General features: G+C 71.7%; 18 protein-coding genes. 16 read left to right on the forward strand and 2 right to left on the reverse strand.

From position 1 onward, the window contains the following. Position 1 precedes the first annotated feature (1 nt). From AB0I91_RS13960 to rho, 4 genes are all read left to right on the forward strand, one after another. On the forward strand, positions 2–1,372 hold the full coding sequence (locus AB0I91_RS13960) for a homoserine dehydrogenase (protein WP_499607262.1): 1,371 nt from the start codon (positions 2–4) through the stop codon (positions 1,370–1,372). After that, entirely contained in the window at positions 1,369–2,445 is a 1,077-nt protein-coding gene (thrC, locus tag AB0I91_RS13965; RefSeq protein WP_498775170.1) for a threonine synthase, read from the forward strand. Before AB0I91_RS13960 ends, thrC begins: the two co-directional genes overlap by 4 nt. Continuing rightward, entirely contained in the window at positions 2,442–3,332 is an 891-nt protein-coding gene (thrB, locus tag AB0I91_RS13970) for a homoserine kinase (RefSeq protein ID WP_498775168.1), read from the forward strand. Before thrC ends, thrB begins: the two co-directional genes overlap by 4 nt. Positions 3,333–3,676: 344 nt before the next feature. Further along, the gene (gene rho / locus AB0I91_RS13975; protein ID WP_499607253.1) at positions 3,677–5,734 is read left to right on the forward strand and encodes a transcription termination factor Rho; all 2,058 of its coding nucleotides are present in this window, start codon (positions 3,677–3,679) and stop codon (positions 5,732–5,734) included. Between the two features lie 69 nt (positions 5,735–5,803). Here rho and AB0I91_RS13980 read toward each other — a convergent pair whose 3' ends face one another. Beyond that, on the reverse strand, positions 5,804–6,214 hold the full coding sequence (locus tag AB0I91_RS13980; RefSeq protein WP_498775164.1) for a hypothetical protein: 411 nt from the start codon (positions 6,212–6,214) through the stop codon (positions 5,804–5,806). Positions 6,215–6,462: 248 nt separating this feature from the next. Here AB0I91_RS13980 and rpmE point away from each other — a divergent pair, with 248 nt between their 5' ends. From rpmE to prmC, 5 genes are all read left to right on the forward strand, one after another. Then, positions 6,463–6,675, forward strand: coding sequence for a 50S ribosomal protein L31 (gene rpmE, locus AB0I91_RS13985; protein ID WP_230572533.1), 213 nt, complete (start codon positions 6,463–6,465; stop codon positions 6,673–6,675). 98 nt (positions 6,676–6,773) lie between these two features. After that, positions 6,774–7,829: a peptide chain release factor 1 gene (gene prfA, locus AB0I91_RS13990; protein ID WP_498775161.1), complete on the forward strand. Its 1,056-nt coding sequence runs from the start codon at positions 6,774–6,776 to the stop codon at positions 7,827–7,829. Between the two features lie 21 nt (positions 7,830–7,850). After that, positions 7,851–9,056, forward strand: a complete 1,206-nt coding sequence (locus tag AB0I91_RS13995; RefSeq protein ID WP_498775159.1) for an acyl-CoA thioesterase/bile acid-CoA:amino acid N-acyltransferase family protein — start codon at positions 7,851–7,853, stop codon at positions 9,054–9,056. A 10-nt stretch (positions 9,057–9,066) separates the two neighbouring features. After that, positions 9,067–10,452: a dihydrolipoyl dehydrogenase gene (lpdA, locus tag AB0I91_RS14000; RefSeq protein ID WP_499607248.1), complete on the forward strand. Its 1,386-nt coding sequence runs from the start codon at positions 9,067–9,069 to the stop codon at positions 10,450–10,452. Positions 10,453–10,470: 18 nt separating this feature from the next. Further along, positions 10,471–11,331 (forward strand): peptide chain release factor N(5)-glutamine methyltransferase, encoded by an 861-nt coding sequence (gene prmC, locus AB0I91_RS14005; protein ID WP_499637053.1) that lies wholly within the window; start codon positions 10,471–10,473, stop codon positions 11,329–11,331. On the opposite strand, the gene AB0I91_RS14010 is transcribed toward prmC, so the two are convergent. Beyond that, a complete protein-coding gene (locus tag AB0I91_RS14010) occupies positions 11,328–11,963 on the reverse strand; it encodes a serine/threonine kinase C-terminal domain-containing protein (RefSeq protein WP_498775153.1) in 636 nt (211 codons plus the stop codon). The genes prmC and AB0I91_RS14010 overlap by 4 nt on opposite strands. A gap of 83 nt (positions 11,964–12,046) precedes the next feature. Between AB0I91_RS14010 and AB0I91_RS14015 the strand changes: the two genes are divergently transcribed. The 7 genes from AB0I91_RS14015 to AB0I91_RS14045 all read left to right on the forward strand — a co-directional run bounded on the left by AB0I91_RS14015 (position 12,047) and on the right by AB0I91_RS14045 (position 17,080). Beyond that, the gene (locus tag AB0I91_RS14015; protein ID WP_499607237.1) at positions 12,047–12,694 is read left to right on the forward strand and encodes a hypothetical protein; all 648 of its coding nucleotides are present in this window, start codon (positions 12,047–12,049) and stop codon (positions 12,692–12,694) included. A gap of 99 nt (positions 12,695–12,793) precedes the next feature. After that, positions 12,794–13,444, forward strand: coding sequence for an L-threonylcarbamoyladenylate synthase (locus tag AB0I91_RS14020; RefSeq protein WP_498775149.1), 651 nt, complete (start codon positions 12,794–12,796; stop codon positions 13,442–13,444). A gap of 110 nt (positions 13,445–13,554) precedes the next feature. Continuing rightward, positions 13,555–14,715, forward strand: coding sequence for a glycosyltransferase family 4 protein (locus AB0I91_RS14025; RefSeq protein WP_082404575.1), 1,161 nt, complete (start codon positions 13,555–13,557; stop codon positions 14,713–14,715). Positions 14,716–14,796: 81 nt separating this feature from the next. Beyond that, on the forward strand, positions 14,797–15,243 hold the full coding sequence (locus AB0I91_RS14030; protein WP_499637055.1) for a Cg1360 family ATP-synthase-associated protein: 447 nt from the start codon (positions 14,797–14,799) through the stop codon (positions 15,241–15,243). A 152-nt stretch (positions 15,244–15,395) separates the two neighbouring features. Next, positions 15,396–16,175, forward strand: a complete 780-nt coding sequence (gene atpB, locus AB0I91_RS14035) for a F0F1 ATP synthase subunit A (RefSeq protein ID WP_498775145.1) — start codon at positions 15,396–15,398, stop codon at positions 16,173–16,175. A gap of 76 nt (positions 16,176–16,251) precedes the next feature. Beyond that, positions 16,252–16,497, forward strand: coding sequence for an ATP synthase subunit C-like protein (locus tag AB0I91_RS14040; RefSeq protein ID WP_121231937.1), 246 nt, complete (start codon positions 16,252–16,254; stop codon positions 16,495–16,497). Between the two features lie 31 nt (positions 16,498–16,528). Next, positions 16,529–17,080: a F0F1 ATP synthase subunit B gene (locus tag AB0I91_RS14045; RefSeq protein ID WP_141980869.1), complete on the forward strand. Its 552-nt coding sequence runs from the start codon at positions 16,529–16,531 to the stop codon at positions 17,078–17,080. Position 17,081: the final 1 nt, after the last annotated feature.

Consider the following 17,081-nt stretch of genomic DNA (forward strand, 5'->3'; position numbering starts at 1 on the left):
AGTGGCAAGCCACGAGGGCAAACCGATCAGGGTCGCGTTGCTGGGCTGCGGCACGGTCGGCACCGAGGTGGTCCGGCTGCTCACCGACCAGGCGGCCGACCTCACCGCGCGGGTCGGCGCGCCGGTCGAGGTGGCCGGCATCGCCGTGCGCAGGCCGAACAAGCACCGGGACGTGCCGGCCGAGCTGCTGACGACCGACGCGGAGGCGCTGGTGGCCTCCGACGACGTGGACGTGGTCGTGGAGGTCATCGGCGGCATCGAGCCCGCCCGCACGCTGCTGCTGGCCGCGCTGCGCGCGGGCAAGTCGGTGGTGACCGCGAACAAGGCGCTGCTGGCCGAGCACTCGGCCGAGCTGTTCGAGGCCGCCGACAGCTCCGGCGCCGACCTGTACTTCGAGGCCGCCGTGGCGGGCGCGATCCCGCTGCTGCGCCCGCTGCGCGAGTCGCTGGCCGGCGACCGCATCACGCGGGTGATGGGCATCGTCAACGGCACCACGAACTTCATCCTGTCGGGCATGGACTCCACCGGCGCCGGTTACGCCGAGACCCTGGAGGAGGCGACCAGGCTCGGGTACGCCGAGGCGGACCCGACGGCCGACGTGGACGGGTTCGACGCCGCGTCCAAGGCCGCGATCCTGGCGTCCCTGGCCTTCCACAGCCGGGTCACGGCCGCCGACGTGCACCGCGAGGGCATCGCCTCGGTCAGCGCCGCCGACATCGCCGCCGCCAAGGCGCTCGGCCGCACGGTGAAGCTGCTGGCGATCTGCGAGCGGGTAGCCGTGGGCGGAGCCGAGGACCAGACGACCGTCAACGGAGCCGAGGACCGGCCGACCGCCGACGGCGCCCCGGCCACCGAGGGGATCTCGGTCCGGGTGCACCCGGCGATGATCCCCACCTCCCACCCGCTGGCGAGCGTGCACGGCGCGTTCAACGCGGTGTTCGTGGAGGCCGACGCGGCCGGCGAGATGATGTTCTACGGACAGGGCGCGGGCGGCGCCCCGACCGCCAGCGCGGTGCTCGGCGACCTCGTCGCGGTGGCCCGCAACCGGGTGCACCAGGGGCGCGGGCCGCGTGAGTCGGCCTACGCGGCGCTGCCCGTGCGACCGATGGGCCAGACGCCCACGCGTTATCACATCAGCCTCGACGTCGCCGACCGGGCGGGCGTGTTGTCGCAGGTGGCGGCGGTGTTCGCGGAACACGACGTGAGCATCGCGGCCGTGCGGCAGGAGGGCCGGGTCGACGACGCCAGCCTGGTGATCGTCACCCACGCCGCGACCGACGCGGCACTGCGGTCGACCGTGGACAAAATCGGCGGGCTGCCCGTGGTTCGGGAAGTGGTCAGCGTGATGAGGGTGGAAGGCGAAGAAACATGACGATCCAAGCAGGCGTGCGACCGGGGTGGCCCGGCATCATCCACGCCTACGCGGACCGGATCGAACTCCCCGAGGGCGCCAAGGTCGTCACCCTCCACGAAGGCGGCACGCCGCTGGTCGCCGCCGGGCACCTGTCGGAGCTGACCGGCTGCCAGGTCTACGTCAAGGTCGAGGGCGCGAACCCGACCGGCTCGTTCAAGGACCGCGGCATGACCGTGGCCATGACGCACGCGCTGGCCAGCGGCATCCGCGCGGTGATCTGCGCGTCGACCGGCAACACCTCCGCCAGCGCGGCGGCGTACGCGGCCAAGGCGGGCCTCACCGCCGCGGTGCTCGTGCCGCGGGGCAAGATCGCGCTGGGCAAGCTCGCCCAGGCGGTCGCGCACGGCGCGCGGATCCTGCAGATCGACGGCAACTTCGACGACTGCCTGGAGCTGGCGTCCAAGACCGCGACCGAGTACCCGATCACGCTGGTCAACTCGGTCAACCCGGTGCGGCTGATCGGCCAGAAGACCGCCGCCTGGGAGATCTGCGACGTGCTGGGCCGCGCGCCCGACGTCCACTGCCTGCCGGTCGGCAACGCGGGCAACATCACCGCGTACTGGCGTGGTTACTCGGACTACTACAGGGACGGCGTCACCGACTCCGCGCCCCGGATGTTCGGGTTCCAGGCCGCGGGCTCCGCGCCGCTGGTGCTCGGGCAGCCGGTGGCGGACCCGGAGACCATCGCGACCGCCATCCGGGTGGGCAGCCCGGCGTCGTGGACCGGTGCGGTGGCCGCCAAGGAGGAGTCCGGCGGGCTGTTCGAGGCCGTGACGGACGAGAAGATCCTGGAGGCCTACCGGCTGCTGGCCTCGACCGAGGGCATCTTCGTCGAGCCCGCGTCCGCGACCAGCGTGGCGGGCCTGCTGGCCACGGTCGCCGACGGTCGGCTGCCGAAGGGCTCCACGGTCGTCTGCACGGTCACCGGCCACGGCCTGAAGGACCCGGACACGGCCCTGCTGGGCATGCCCGAGGTCGAGCCGGTGCCGGTGGACCCCGGCGCCGTGGCGACCGCCCTGGAGCTGGCGTGAGGGCCCTGGCGGCCCGTTGCGTCCGCGTGAGGGTGCCCGCGTCCACGGCGAACCTCGGCTCGGGGTTCGACGCGCTGGGCATGGCGCTGGGCGTGCACGACGAGCTGGAGTTCGCCGTGACCGACGGCGGCCTGGTGGTGGAGGTGTCCGGCGAGGGCGCTGCCGACGTGCCGACCGACGAGCGCCACCTGGTCGTGCGCGCGTTCCGGGCGGCGTGCGAGCTGGTCGGGGTCCAGGCGCCGGGGCTGAGGCTGACGTGCCGCAACGCCATCCCGCACGCGCGTGGCCTCGGCTCGTCCGCGGCGGCGATCGTGGCCGGTGTGGCGGCCGGTTTCGCCCTCGCCGGTCGCGAGTCGGACACGAGCGCGTTGCAACTCGCCGCGGAGTTCGAGGGGCACGCCGACAACGCGGCGGCGGCGATGTTCGGCGGCGTGGTGATCGCGTGGACGCAGGGTGACCGCTACCGCGCGGTCCGTGTGGACCCGCACCCCGGTGTGACGCCGGTCGTGCTGGTGCCTTCGGAGGAGTCGTCCACCCACACGACCCGCGGTCTGCTGCCGTCGAAGGTGCCGCACGAGGACGCGGCGTTCGCGGCGGGGCGGTCCGCGCTGGCCGTGCACGCGCTGACGGCGGACCCGTCGCTGCTGGTCGAGGCGTTGGACGACCGGCTGCACGAGCCCTACCGGGAACCCGCCTGGCCTGCGACGACGCGGTTGGTGCGGTCCTTGCGCGAGGCCGGGGTGGCCGCCGCGGTGTCCGGTGCGGGACCCACGGTCCTGGCCCTGCCACCGGACGGGGTGTTGCCGCCCCGGGTGGACACGACCGGGTTCGAGGCGCGTCGGGTGCCGGTCGACCTGGCCGGAGTCCGGGTTGCGCCACTCGGCTGAGTGATGCGACGCGCCGCACCCCGGTTGTTGCACCCGGCCGGACCGGCGTCTACCCTCGGGGCCATCAGTCACCGCGCGCACGGGCGCCGGTGTGGTGCCCGGACGTTCGTTCCGGGTCGCATTCCTCCAGTGACCTGGCTCTGTGCCGTATGGACGGGGCCGACGCTGGAAGGCACCCGCTCGCCGTGTGACCGAAGTCCGGTACCGGAGGACTCCGCTTTCGTGCGCGTTCCGCGCCGTCGCCAGGTCCGCCTGAACCGGGACGAAACTGCCGCACCGCATTCCGTCGGACGGCAGGTCCGCTGGAACGCGTAGGAGGCGCGCTCCGGTCAGGAAGGACATGTGTGACCAACACCGATGTACTGAGCAGCCAAGCTCCTGCTGCTCCCAACCCCGCTGCCAGTTCCGGAGCCGAGGAGAACGCTCTGACCACCCCTTCGAACGGCAGCGCCACGCCGCGCAAGCGCGCGGGCCTCTCTGGAATGGTGCTGGCCGAACTCCGTGAACTCGCAGGTCAGCTGGGCATCACCGGCACGGCCGGCCTCCGCAAGGGCGACCTGATCGCCGCCATCAAGGAGCGGCAGGGCGGCACCTCCGGTCGGGGCAGTGCCGCGACGCCGCCCAAGGCCGAGAAGAAGGCCGAGGCTCCCAAGGCGGTCGTCGAGAAGGCGCCCGTGGTGGAGAAGGCCGCCGCGGCCCCCGCTCCGGTGGAGAAGCCGACCCAGCAGCAGCTCGACGTGACCGACCGTCCCGCCGAGGAGGAGGGCGGCCGTCGCGGCAACCGCCGCCGCCGTTCCTCCAACCGGCCGGCGGGCAGCCCCGAGGCTCCCGCCGCGGACGCCCAGCAGGCGCAGGCCGTGGCCGACCGGCCCGCTCAGGCGGACCGCGTCCAGGCCGACCGCCAGCAGGGCGACGGCCGCCAGCAGGGCGAGCGCGCCGAGCGCCCGGACCGCGGCGAGCGGTCGGACCGGGGTGACCGGCAGGACCGCGGTGACCGCCAGGACCGCTCCGAGCAGCGCGAACAGCGCCAGGACCGGGGCGACCGCGGCAACCGCGGCGACCGGCAGGACCGGGGCGGGCGTGACGACCGCGGCGACCGGGGTGGCCGCGACCGCGACCAGAACCGCAACCGCCAGCAGAGCGGTCCGGGCGACGACGACGAAGAGGGCGGCCGTCGCGGTCGCCGCTTCCGCGACCGTCGCCGTCGCGGCGGCCGCGGTGACGAGGGCGGTCCGGCCACGGACACCGAGGTCCGCGACGACGACGTGCTGCTGCCCGTGGCGGGCATCCTCGACGTGCTGGAGAACTACGCGTTCGTCCGCACCTCGGGCTACCTGGCCGGGCCGAACGACGTGTACGTCTCGTTGTCGCTGGTCCGCAAGTACGGGCTGCGCCGCGGCGACGCCCTGATCGGCGCCGTGCGGCAGCCGCGCGACGGCGAGCAGCAGCGGCAGAAGTTCAACCCGCTGGTGCGGGTGGACAAGATCAACGGCCTCGACCCGGAGGAGTCCCGCAACCGGCCGGACTTCACCAAGCTGACGCCGCTGTACCCGAACGAGCGCCTGCGCCTCGAGACGGAACCGCACATCCTCACCACGCGCGTCATCGACCTGGTGATGCCGATCGGCAAGGGCCAGCGGGCCCTGGTCGTGTCGCCGCCGAAGGCGGGCAAGACCTCGGTGCTCCAGTCGATCGCGAACGCGATCACGAAGAACAACCCCGAGTGCCACCTGATGGTGGTGCTGGTGGACGAGCGCCCGGAAGAGGTCACCGACATGCAGCGGTCGGTGAAGGGCGAGGTCATCGCCTCCACCTTCGACCGCCCGCCGTCGGACCACACCACGATCTCGGAGCTGGCCATCGAGCGGGCGAAGCGCCTGGTCGAGATGGGTCACGACGTGGTCGTGCTGCTGGACTCGATCACCCGGCTGGGTCGTGCCTACAACCTCGCGGCCCCCGCGAGCGGCCGGATCCTGTCCGGTGGTGTCGACTCGACCGCGCTGTACCCGCCCAAGCGGTTCCTGGGCGCGGCCCGCAACATCGAGGGCGGCGGCTCGCTGACCGTCATCGCGACGGCCCTGGTCGAGACCGGGTCCGCGGGTGACAGCGTGATCTTCGAGGAGTTCAAGGGCACCGGCAACGCCGAGCTCAAACTCGACCGGAAGATCGCGGACAAGCGGACCTTCCCGGCGGTGGACGTCGACTCGTCCGGTACCCGCAAGGAAGACCTGCTGCTCTCGCCGGACGAGCTGGCGGTCATGCACAAGCTGCGCCGGGTGCTGCACGCCCTGGACAGCCAGCAGGCCATCGACCTGCTGCTCGACCGCCTCCGCAAGAGCCGGACGAACATCGAGTTCCTGATGCAGGTGGCCAAGACCACCCCGGGCGGGGACAACGACTGACCCCGTCCGACCTCCGAAGGCCCGTCCGGCACCCACGCCGGGCGGGCCTTCGGGCGTCCGGGGTGGTCCTCAGCAGGGCGGCGTGGGCGAGGCGACGCCCGCCTCGACGAGCGCGGCGGTGCGGCGGCGTTCGAGGAAGTAGTGGGCGACCAGCAGCGCCACGACCGGCACGCCGAGGCCGACGACGGCCGCCACGGGCACGCGCACGCCGTCCAGCAGCACCCCGACCACCAGCACGGACGTCAGGTACGGCCAGCGCAGCCACCCGCGCTGCCACCGGGCGGTCCACCCGACCGCACCGGAGGTCGCGACGGCGACGGCGACGCCCGCGCCGACCACGGGGCTCGACAGGGCGGGCTGCCCCGGAGCGCCCACCAGCAGGCCACCCAGCCCGGTGAGGCCCAGGACGGCGATGCTGAACAGGAACGGCACGGCCAGCCACGAGGACAGCGACAGGGGACGCCCGACAGTGCAGAACACACCGACAGTGTTGCGTCCACGCAGCGTGGGCCGCTGCTGTCTGTAGTTCAGCGGTTACCTCGTGCGCCAAATGGTCGACCACCATCGGCGAGCGGTTGTGACCCCGGCCACGGGGAACAAGCGTGCGAAGCCGCGCGTTGCAGTCCGTGACGGCCGATCTGGCACACTGTCTGGTCGAGCCCGGCTCCGGTTCACCTCGCACGATCCCGACGAGGACCCGGCGGCCAATCGAGGAAAGGGACAAGACGTTGAAGACCGGCATCCACCCCGAGTACGTGACGACCGAGGTCACCTGCGGCTGCGGCAACACCTTCAGCACCCGCAGCACCAAGACGTCCGGCGCCATCCACGTCGAGATCTGCTCGAACTGCCACCCGTTCTACACGGGCAAGCAGAAGATCATGGACACCGGTGGCCGGGTCGCGCGCTTCGAGGCCCGCTACGGCAAGCGCGCCAAGTAGCTGCCCCGACGGCGTCCACCCCGAATCCGCGGGTGGGCGCCGTTGTCGTCTCCACACCCCGAAGCACCCTCGCCAGACGTTGAGACCGGAGCAAGATCGTGACGCTGGACGCCCTGCTGGCCGAGCACGCCGAGCTGGAAGCCAGGCTCGCCGACCCCTCGGTGCACGCCGACCAGGCGGGCGCGCGGAAGCTCGGCAAGCGCTACGCCGAGCTGACCCCGATCGTGAAGACCGCCCGTGAGCTGGAGCAGGCGAGGTCCGACCTGGAGACGGCCCGCGAGCTGGCCGCCGAGGACGCGGTGTTCGCCGAGGAGGCCGAGCAGCTGGCCAGGACCGTGCCGGCGCTGGAGTCCAAGCTGACCGAGCTGCTCCTGCCGCGCGACCCGCACGACGGCGCGGACGTCGTGCTGGAGATCAAGTCCGGTGAGGGCGGCGAGGAGTCGGCCCTGTTCGCGGGCGACCTGCTGCGCATGTACCTGCGGTACGCCGAACGGCACGGGTGGAAGGCCGAAGTGCTCGACGGCACGGACTCCGACCTGGGCGGCTACAAGGACGTCACGGTGGCCATCAAGAGCCGCGTGGACACCCCGGACGGCGTGTGGTCGCGGCTGAAGTACGAGGGCGGCGTGCACCGCGTGCAGCGGGTGCCGGTGACCGAGTCGCAGGGCCGCATCCACACCTCCGCCGCGGGCGTCCTGGTGTTCCCCGAGGTCGACGAGGTCGAGGTCGAGATCGACGAGAACGACCTGCGCGTCGACGTGTTCCGCTCCTCCGGCAAGGGCGGGCAGAGCGTCAACACGACCGACTCCGCGGTGCGCATCACGCACCTGCCCACCGGCATCGTGGTGTCCTGCCAGAACGAGCGCAGCCAGCTGCAGAACAAGGCGCGCGCGATGCAGGTGCTCCAGGCCCGGCTGACCGCGTTGGCCGAGGAGAAGCAGCAGCAGGAGGCGTCGGACGCCCGGCGCACCCAGATCCGCACGGTGGACCGCTCCGAGCGGGTCCGGACCTACAACTTCCCGGAATCGCGCATCTCCGATCACCGGGTCGGGTACAAAGCCCATAACCTGGACCAAGTGCTCGACGGCGACCTGGACGCGGTGCTGGACGCCCTGGCGGCGGCCGACCGCGCGGAGCGACTAGCCGCCGGGTGAGGCGAGACGAGGGGGCGCGCGATGGCGGAAATCCTGGTGAACCCGCGGCGCGCCCCGCTCGACGCCGTGCTGGAGGTCCGGGTGGTCGACCTGCCACCGGACGAACGGGTCGAGGTGCGCGCGTCGACGGGCGACTGGTCGTCGTCCGCGGTGTTCGTGGCCGACGAGCGCGGGGTGGTGGACCTGACCCGGCACGCGCCCGTCGAGGGCGGCTACTCCGGCGTCGACCCGATGGGGTTGTTCTGGTCGATGACCCGGACGGGTGAGCCGAGCGGCCCGACGCTGGTCGAGGTCGTCGGGGTCGACAAGGTGGAAGTGGACCGGTTGACCGTGCCCGACGGGGTCAGGCGGACCGAGGTGCGCGAGAACGGCCTGGTCGGCGTGCTGTTCGAGCCCGACGACGACCGGGTCCACCCCGGGGTGCTCGTGCTGGGCGGGTCCGAGGGCGGGGTGCACGAGCTGGACGCGGCCCTGCTCGCCGGGCACGGGTTCGCGGCGTTGGCGACGGCGTACTTCGGCGTGCCGGGCGTGCCGGACGACCTGGTCGAGATCCCGCTGGAGCACTTCGGGACGGCCCTGGAGTGGCTCGGCGCGCGGGCCGGGCAGGTGGGTGTCGTGGGCGGGTCGCGCGGCGGCGAGGCGGCGTTGCTGGTCGGTGCGACGTTCCCGCAGGTCAAGGCCGTGGTGAGCGTGGTGGGCAGTGGTGTGGTCACGCAGTGCATCGGGCCCGGCTCGCGGTTGTTGCGGAAGCTGGACCACGAGGCGGCGTCGTGGACGTGGCAGGGCAGGCCGCTGCCGTACCTGCCGTACTCGGTCCCCGACGAGCTGCGCGAGCAGGTCGTCTCGGGCGAGCCGGTGCGGCTGAGCTCGGCGTTCGACTTCGCCGACGGCATCCCGGAGGACACCGAGATCCCGGTCGAGCGGATCGCGGGCGGTGTGTTGCTGCTCTCATCCGGGCAGGACCGGTCGTGGCCGTCGGCGGAGCTGAGCGAGGTCGCCTGGCGCCGGCTGACCGACCGCGGGCACGCGCACCGGCACGAGCGCGTGGTGTACCCCGAGGCAGGACACCTGATCGCGGGGCCGCCGCACCGGCCCACCACCGACGTCGTCGTCCCGGGGCCCGGCGTGGACTTCGCGATGGGCGGCACGCCCGCCGCCACGGCCGCCGCTCGCGCCGACGCGTGGCGTCGGACGGTTGAGTTCTTGTCGGACCAACTGGGCACCTAATGTGTCGCTCATGAGCGCACACTTTGACGTCGTGGTCCTCGGTGCGGGGCCAGGCGGGTACGTCGCCGCGATCCGGGCGGCCCAGCTGGGGCTGAAGACGGCGGTCATCGAGGAGCGTTACTGGGGCGGGGTGTGCCTGAACGTGGGCTGCATCCCGTCGAAGGCGCTCCTGCGCAACGCGGAGCTCGCGCACCTGTTCACCCACGAGCAGAAGACCTACGGCATCCAGGTCGACGGCACGGTGAAGTTCGACTACGGCGTCGCCTACGACCGCAGCCGCAAGGTCGCGGACGGGCGCGTCAAGGGCGTGCACTTCTTGATGAAGAAGAACGGCATCACGGAGTACAACGGCCGGGGCACGTTCCTCGACGCGAACACCATCCAGGTGGGTGACGAGAGGGTCACGTTCACGCACGCGATCATCGCGGCGGGCGCGACGACCCGGCTCCTGCCGGGCACGAAGCTGTCCGAACGGGTGGTGACGTACGAGGAGCAGATCCTGTCGCAGGACCTGCCGGAGAGCATCGTCATCGCCGGCGCGGGCGCCATCGGCGTCGAGTTCGCGTACGTGCTGCACAACTACGGCGTGAAGGTCACCATCGTCGAGTTCCTCGACCGGGTGGTGCCGCTGGAGGACGCCGAGGTGTCGGCGGAGCTGGCCAAGCGGTACAAGCGGCTCGGGATCGACGTGCGGACGTCCACGAGGGTCGAGTCCATCGACGACTCCGGGCCGCGCGTGCGGGTGACCGTGTCCAAGGACGGCGCCGAGGAGGTCCTGGAGGCCGACAAGGTCCTGCAGGCCATCGGCTTCCAGCCGCGGGTCGAGGGCTACGGGCTGGAGAACACCGGCGTCCAGCTGACCGAGCGCGGCGCGATCGCCGTCGACGGTCGTGGCCGCACGAACGTGGAGAACATCTTCGCGATCGGCGACGTGACGGCGAAGCTGATGCTCGCGCACGCCGCCGAGTCCATGGGCATCATCGCGGCGGAGACCATCGCGGGCGCGGAGACCATGGAGCTGGACTTCGTGATGATCCCGCGGGCGACGTACTGCCAGCCGCAGATCGCCTCGTTCGGGTGGACCGAGGCGCAGGCGCGCGAGCGCGGGTTCGACGTACAGGTCGCGAAGTTCCCGTTCACCGCGAACGGCAAGGCGCACGGCATCGGCGACTCCGCCGGGTTCGTGAAGCTGATCAGCGACGCCAAGTACGGCGAGCTGCTCGGCGGTCACCTGATCGGACCGGACGTGACCGAGCTGCTGCCCGAGCTGACGCTGGCCCAGCAGTGGGACCTCACCGTCCACGAGGTGGCGCGCAACGTGCACGCGCACCCGACGTTGGGCGAGGCGGTCAAGGAAGCCGTGCACGGCCTGGCCGGGCACATGATCAACTTCTGACCGGCTTAGGCTGGGTCCATGACCCGACACCCGCTGCGGACGGCCATCAACGAAGCCGAGCGCCTGCTGGCCGCGGCGGGTGTCGACAGTCCCCGGGTGGACGCCGAGCTGCTGGCCGCCCACGTGCTCGGCGTCGAGCGCTCGCGCCTGCCGCTGATCCCGCTGGTCGACCCGCCGGTGGTCGACGCGCTGCACAAGGCCGTGCGGGAGCGCGCGACGCGCGTGCCGTTGCAGCACATCACCGGCCGGGCCCACCTCGGCGGCGTGGACCTGGAGGTCGGTCCGGGCGTGTTCATCCCGCGCCCGGAGACCGAGCTGGTGCTGGAGTGGGCGCTGTCCACTCTGGAGTCGAAGGACCCGGTGCTGGTCGACCTGTGCACGGGTTCCGGCGCCCTGGCGCTGGCCGCGGCGCACCGGTTGCCGGCCGCGTCCGTGCACGCGGTCGAGCGTGACCCCTCGGCGTTGGCCTGGGCGCGGCGCAACGCGGACGCCCGCGCCGCCGCGGGCGACACGCCCATCACCCTGCACGCGGGCGACGTGACCGAGCCGGACCTGCTGTCCGACCTGGACGGACAGGTGGACCTGGTGCTGTGCAACCCGCCGTACGTGCCGGACGGCACCGAGGTGCAGCCGGAGGTCGCCGACCACGACCCGCGGCACGCGGTGTTCGGCGGTCCGGACGGGCTGGAGGTGATCCGGCACGTCGTGGCGGTCGCCGCGCGGTTGCTCAAGCCCGGTGGGCACGTGGCGATCGAGCACGACGACAGCCACGGCGTGGTCGTGCCCTCGCTGCTCTCCTCGCGCCGGGTGCTCACCGACGTCGCCGACCACCGCGACCTGGCGTGGCGACCGCGCTTCGCGACCGCGCGCCGGGTCTAAGGGGTGGCGCGCTCGACCATCCCGGCCAGGCGCGACCGGGTCAGCTCCCACTCCTCGGGCGGGCCCGCGGCGTAGAGGACGTATTCGACGCCGCCGGTTTCCCAGAACGCGGTGGCGACCCGTTTCGCGCCCGACGGCGTGTTCTCGTCGAATTCCCAGGTGACGGCCGGGTGATTGCGGATCGTCGTCGCGGTGAGCGTGACGCGGCGGTGGCCGGGTTCGCGTTCCCGGTCCGCGGCGGCGCGCGCGATGCGGTCCAGCAGCGGTGTCGACGGGTCGGTGACCGGCGCGCCGCCGAGTCGCAGTTCCCGGCGCGGTGACGTCGGGTCGGTGACGACGAGGGTGGTGGCGACCGTGCCGGTGGCGACCGCCCACCCGGCCGGGATCACGGTGGTGAGGCCGCCCGGCGCTTCGACCCGCCGCAGGTCCGGCGGGAGGGCGGCGGTGGTCGTGGTGGTCGTGGGCGGTGGCGCGGTGGTGGTCGTGGTGATGACGGGCAGGGTGGGCGCCGCCGCGGCGGAGGTGCCGGGTGCGGTCGTCGGGGGACTCCGGTCCAGCGTCAGGTAGCCCGCGGTTCCGGCCAGGACGGCGTACGCGGCGGCGGCCGACAGCGCCAGGGGGAGGGCGCCCATCGGGTTTCTCGCATTCACCGGACGCCTCGCCATCGGGATAATCTGGACGTCAACGCTCCGCCGAGTAAATCGGAGAACCCGCGATGGCTGTCAATGGGCCGAACGAGTGGAGCGAACTGCGGGAATGGCTGGCGGCGCGCATCACCCGCGTCGACCTGACCGAATTCGGCGATGCCGACCGGGTGCGCCTGTCCCGCGCGCTGACCGCGCTGACGTCGGCGTTGGGCGAGGGCCACGACGGCGAGAGCCACCTGGCCGCGGCCGTGGTGCGCGCGGAGCTGGCCCGTGGCGGCGCGCCCCGTGCGGACGACGTGCTGCGCACGCACCTCGCCCTGGCGCTCGCGGCCCGGACGGCGGAGGTGCGCGCCGTCACGCCGGGGGGTGCGCTGGTCGTGACGGGCGCGCGTCAGGCGGCCGAGTGCCGTGCGCTGGCCGAGGAGGTCCTGGCGCTCAGCCCGCACCCGGAGTTGATCGCGTTCGCGACCGACCTGTGCCGGAGGTTGGACGAGGCGCGGCGGTGGCGGTGGGTCGAGCCGGACGTGTGGACGGCGGCGGTGGTGGGGCTGGCCGTGCTCGTGCTGCCGTTCGTGGGCAGCGCGATCGGCAACCCGGCGGTGACCGCGGCCGGTGTGCTGGTGGGCGCGGCGCTCGTGTTCGGGTTCGTGGTGGCGCACCGGAAGCGGAAGTGGGCGGTCGACGCGGACGCGGCGTTCGGCCGCGGTGGTTCGTGACCGGGCCGCGGAACGCGCCCGCCGCTCCGTGCCCGCCGCTCGCCGTCCGGGTGTGACCTCGGCCGCTGGGCCCGGTCGCGCTGTGCTTGGATCAGCAGGGTGAGCACGATCTACGATTGTGGTGTCCAGACCGATCGCGCGGCGGGCCTCGAAGCCGCCGCGGGAGCGGTGCGGGGCGGGCGGCTGGTCGTCCTGCCCACGGACACCGTGTACGGCATCGGGTGTGACGCGTTCGACGCGGCGGCCGTTCGTGCCCTGTTGGAGGCCAAGGGGCGCGGGCCCGACATGCCGGTCCCCGTGCTGGTCGGCTCGTGGACCACGATCGACGGGTTGGTCCTCGGGGTGCCCCGGCAGGCCCGCGCGCTGATCGAGGCGTTCTGGCCGGGCGGGCTGTCGCTCGTGCTGCCGCACGCGCCCTCGTTGGCGTGGGATCTCGGTCACACCCGCGGCACCGTGATGCTGCGGATGCCGTTGCACCCGGTCGCGTTGGAGCTGCTCCGCGACGTCGGTCCGATGGCCGTCTCCAGCGCGAACAAGTCGGGCTTCCCGCCGGCGGGCACCGTCCAGGAGGCCTGGGACCAGCTCGGCGAGGAGGTCGGCGTCTACCTGGACGGCGGACCGGCCACCGAGAACACCGCCTCCACCATCGTCGACCTGACCGGACCGGACCCCGTGGTCCTGCGGGAGGGCGCGGTGCCGATCGGCGAGGTCTCGAAGGCCCTCGGCGTCGAAGTCGAGGTCGCCCGCTAGTGGATCTTCCCGATCGGAGTAGCGTGGTACTCCCGTCGCCCGAACCAGCCCGACTGGATCAGCTGCAGCAAGATCCACCCGACACCCCATCGCCGAGGGGCTAGCCTGCCGTGGGCCAGTTGCCTGCCGTGTCCAACGTCCTCCCCGTCCGGGAGTACCTGCTCGTCGCGCTCACCGCCGCCGTCGTGACGTTCCTGCTCGTCGGCCTGGTGCGCGCGCTGGCGTTCCGGATCGGCGCGGTCGCCTACCCCCGCCAGCGCGACGTGCACGTCCAACCCATGCCGCGGATGGGCGGGCTCGCGATGTACGGCGGGGTGCTCGGCGGCATGCTCCTGGCGCACCAGCTGCCGGTGCTGCGCTCGGCGTTCGACTTCTCCTACGACCCGTACGCGGTGATCGTGGGCGGTGGCGTGATCGTCCTCGTCGGGGTGCTGGACGACCGGTTCGAGCTGGACTCCCTGACGAAACTCGCCGGCCAGGTCACCGCGGCGGGCATCCTCGTGCTGTTCGGCCTGCAGTGGCTGCTGTTCTGGGTGCCGTGGGGCGACGACGGCGAGGGCACCGGCTCGCTGCTCTCGCTGGACCAGAACCAGGGCGCGATCCTGAGCGTGCTGCTGGCCGTGACCATGGTCAACGCGATGAACTTCGTGGACGGCCTGGACGGCCTGGCCGCGGGCATCGGGCTGATCGCGGCGGCGGCCACCTGCGTGTTCTCCATCGGGCTGCTGGCCAACAACGGCGGTGACGTGGGCGCGTACCCGCCCGCGCTGATCGCGGCCACGCTCGCGGGCGCGTGCCTGGGCTTCCTGCCGCACAACTTCAACCCGGCGCGGATCTTCATGGGCGACTCGGGGTCGATGCTGATCGGGCTGATGCTCGCGGCGGCGACGATCTCGGCGTCGGGGAAGATCAACTACGAGTCGGTGCGGGCCACGGACGTCCTGGGCCTGCTGTCGCCGCTGGTCGTGGTCGCCGCGGTCCTGTTCGTGCCGTTGCTGGACCTGCTCATGGCCGTGGTCCGGCGGACCCGGCGGGGCGAGAGCCCGTTCTCCGCGGACAAGATGCACCTGCACCACCGGCTGCTCGAGATCGGGCACTCCCAGCGCCGCGCGGTGCTGCTGATCTACTTGTGGGCGGGCGTGCTGGCGTTCGGCGCGGTCGCGTTGACGCTGTTCGACGTCGTCGTCGTGGTGTGGTGCCTGGCCATCGGGCTTGTTCTCGCGCTGTTGGTCTCCGCGATACCCAGACTTCGCGAAGTGCGCCGCACATGACCCCCGATGGTGGGGTGAGGACCAAGGCTTCTTTACACTCGGTCTCGACCAGTGGACGGTGTTCGACCCTTTGGGGGTGACATGAGCCAGGACAAGACGGAGTGGACCCACGAAGCCGTCGTGCAGCGACTCGCGGGCGAAATGTACCGCGCGGCGCTGTGGGCGGCGCTCGCGACGGTGGTCGCGGGCGCGATCCTCTGGACTGTGCTGGCGGGGGTCCCCGGCCTGGTCGCGGCGCTGATCGGCGGTGCCATGGCGTGCCTGTCGTCGGCCGCGACGCTGCTGCTCATGCACCGCACCGCCGCGATGCCGCTCCAGGTGATCATGGTCGCGGCGTTCGCCGGGTTCCTGGGCAAGCTCATCCTGCTGTTCGCGGTGATGATGCTGCTGCGCCAGTTCCCCGTGCTGCACACCAACGCGCTGGCCCTGACCATGGCCGCGACCATCCTGGTGGCCACCGCCATGGAGGTGCGCGCCTCCAAGCGCAGTCGCAGTCAGATCGTCATCCCGACCCCTGGAAACACCTGATCTACCGGCTGGTACGGTGCGCGCAGGACGGGACACCCAGGTAGGTGGGGTGCCTCTCGCGGGCGCTTGCGGTCCGTAAGGTACGTTAAGTCCCGATCGTGACGATTCCCCCGGCGGAGTGAACGCCGGCCGGGAGAACCGGAAGGAACACAGTGACCACGTTGGTGCTGGCCTCGGGTGGCGAGTTCGTCGCACCCGGTGTGAAGGACTTCTTCCCCCCGGCGATCTTCGGCTCGGTCGACAAGCCGATGGTGCTGCTGGTCCTGTCGGTCCTCATCATCGGGGCGTTCTTCATCCTGGCGACCCGAAACATGAAGCTCGTCCCGGGTAAGTTCCAGTTCCTCGCCGAGTCGGCCTACGACATCGGGCGCAACTCGATCGCGCGTGAGCAGATCGGTGGCAAGGACTTCAAGCCCTTCGTTCCGCTGATCCTGACCGTCTTCACGTTCATCCTGGTGAACAACCTGTTCGGGCTCATCCCGTTCGTCCAGTTCCCCACGATGGCGCACATCGGCTTCCCGCTCGCCGTCTCGGTCCTGGTCATCTACCCGGTTTACCACTTCGTGGGGTTCAAGCGCCACGGTTTCGTCGGCTACCTGAAGCACGCCACCATGCCCCCCGGCGCGCCCTGGTTCGTGCTCATCCTGCTGATCCCGATCGAGTTCTTCCAGAAGTTCGTCCTGAACCCGCTCACGCTCGCCATCCGAGTCTTCGCAGCGATGTTCGCGGGTCACCTCCTGCTGCTGGTGTTCACCCTCGCGGGTGAGTTCCTGCTGCTCAACGGCGGCATCACGGTGGTGGTGGCCCCGATTGCCTTCCTCTTCGCCATCGCGCTGACGTTCCTGGAAGCGCTGATCATGGTCCTTCAGGCCTACATCTTCGCCCTGCTGAGCGCCAACTACATCGGCGCCGCGCTGGCGGAAGAGCACTGAAAAACATTCAAGCCTCCGATCCGCGATGCCTTTCGCGGACCGAGTTGGAAAGGGAACAGCACAAGTGAGCGCATCCATCGTTCTTGCTCAGGAAGCCGCCTCCGGTGTGACCAACGCGGGTCTCGCCGCGATCGGCTACGGCCTCGCGGCCATCGGCCCGGGCATCGGCGTGGGTCTGATCTTCTCCTCGGTCATCAGCGGGACCGCCCGCCAGCCCGAGGCCCGCGGCGTCCTGCTGAGCCTCGCCTGGACGACCTTCGCCATCGTCGAGGTCCTCGCGCTGCTCGGCTTCGTCGTGTACTTCCTCGCGTCGGCAGCCTGAGCACCCGTTCATCGCATAAGAGAGGTTTGTGATGAAAACCCTCATCGTGGCGGCGGCGGAGGGGGAACCGATCAACCCGGTTCTCCCGCACACTTCCGAGATCATCATCGGCCTGATCGCGTTCCTGCTGCTCTTGTTCGTCATCAAGAAGTTCGTCTCGCCGAAGTTCGAGGCGGTCTACGCGGAACGCGCCGCCAAGATCGAGGGCGGGATCGAGAAGGCCGAGCAGGCGCAGGCGCAGGCGCAGGCCACGCTGGAGCAGTACAAGGCCCAGCTCGCCGAGGCACGTGCCGAGGCGGCCCGCATCCGCGACGACGCCCGCATCGAGGGCGAGCAGATCATCAGCGAGCTGCGCGCCAAGGCGCAGGAGGAGTCCGCGCGGATCGTCGCGCAGGGGCAGACCCAGCTCGAGACGCAGCGCGCGCAGATCGTCGCGGAGCTGCGTGGCGAGTTGGGCCGACTGGCCATCGACCTGGCTGACCGGGTCGTCGGCGAGTCGCTGGAGGACGAGGTGCGCCGTCGGGGCACCGTCGACCGGTTCCTCTCCGAGCTCGACGGCACGTCGGCTCCGGCCGCCAAGTGAG

Origin of the sequence: Actinosynnema sp. NPDC049800, from assembly GCF_040656635.1 — a bacterium.
In the GTDB taxonomy this organism is placed as follows: domain Bacteria; phylum Actinomycetota; class Actinomycetes; order Mycobacteriales; family Pseudonocardiaceae; genus Actinosynnema.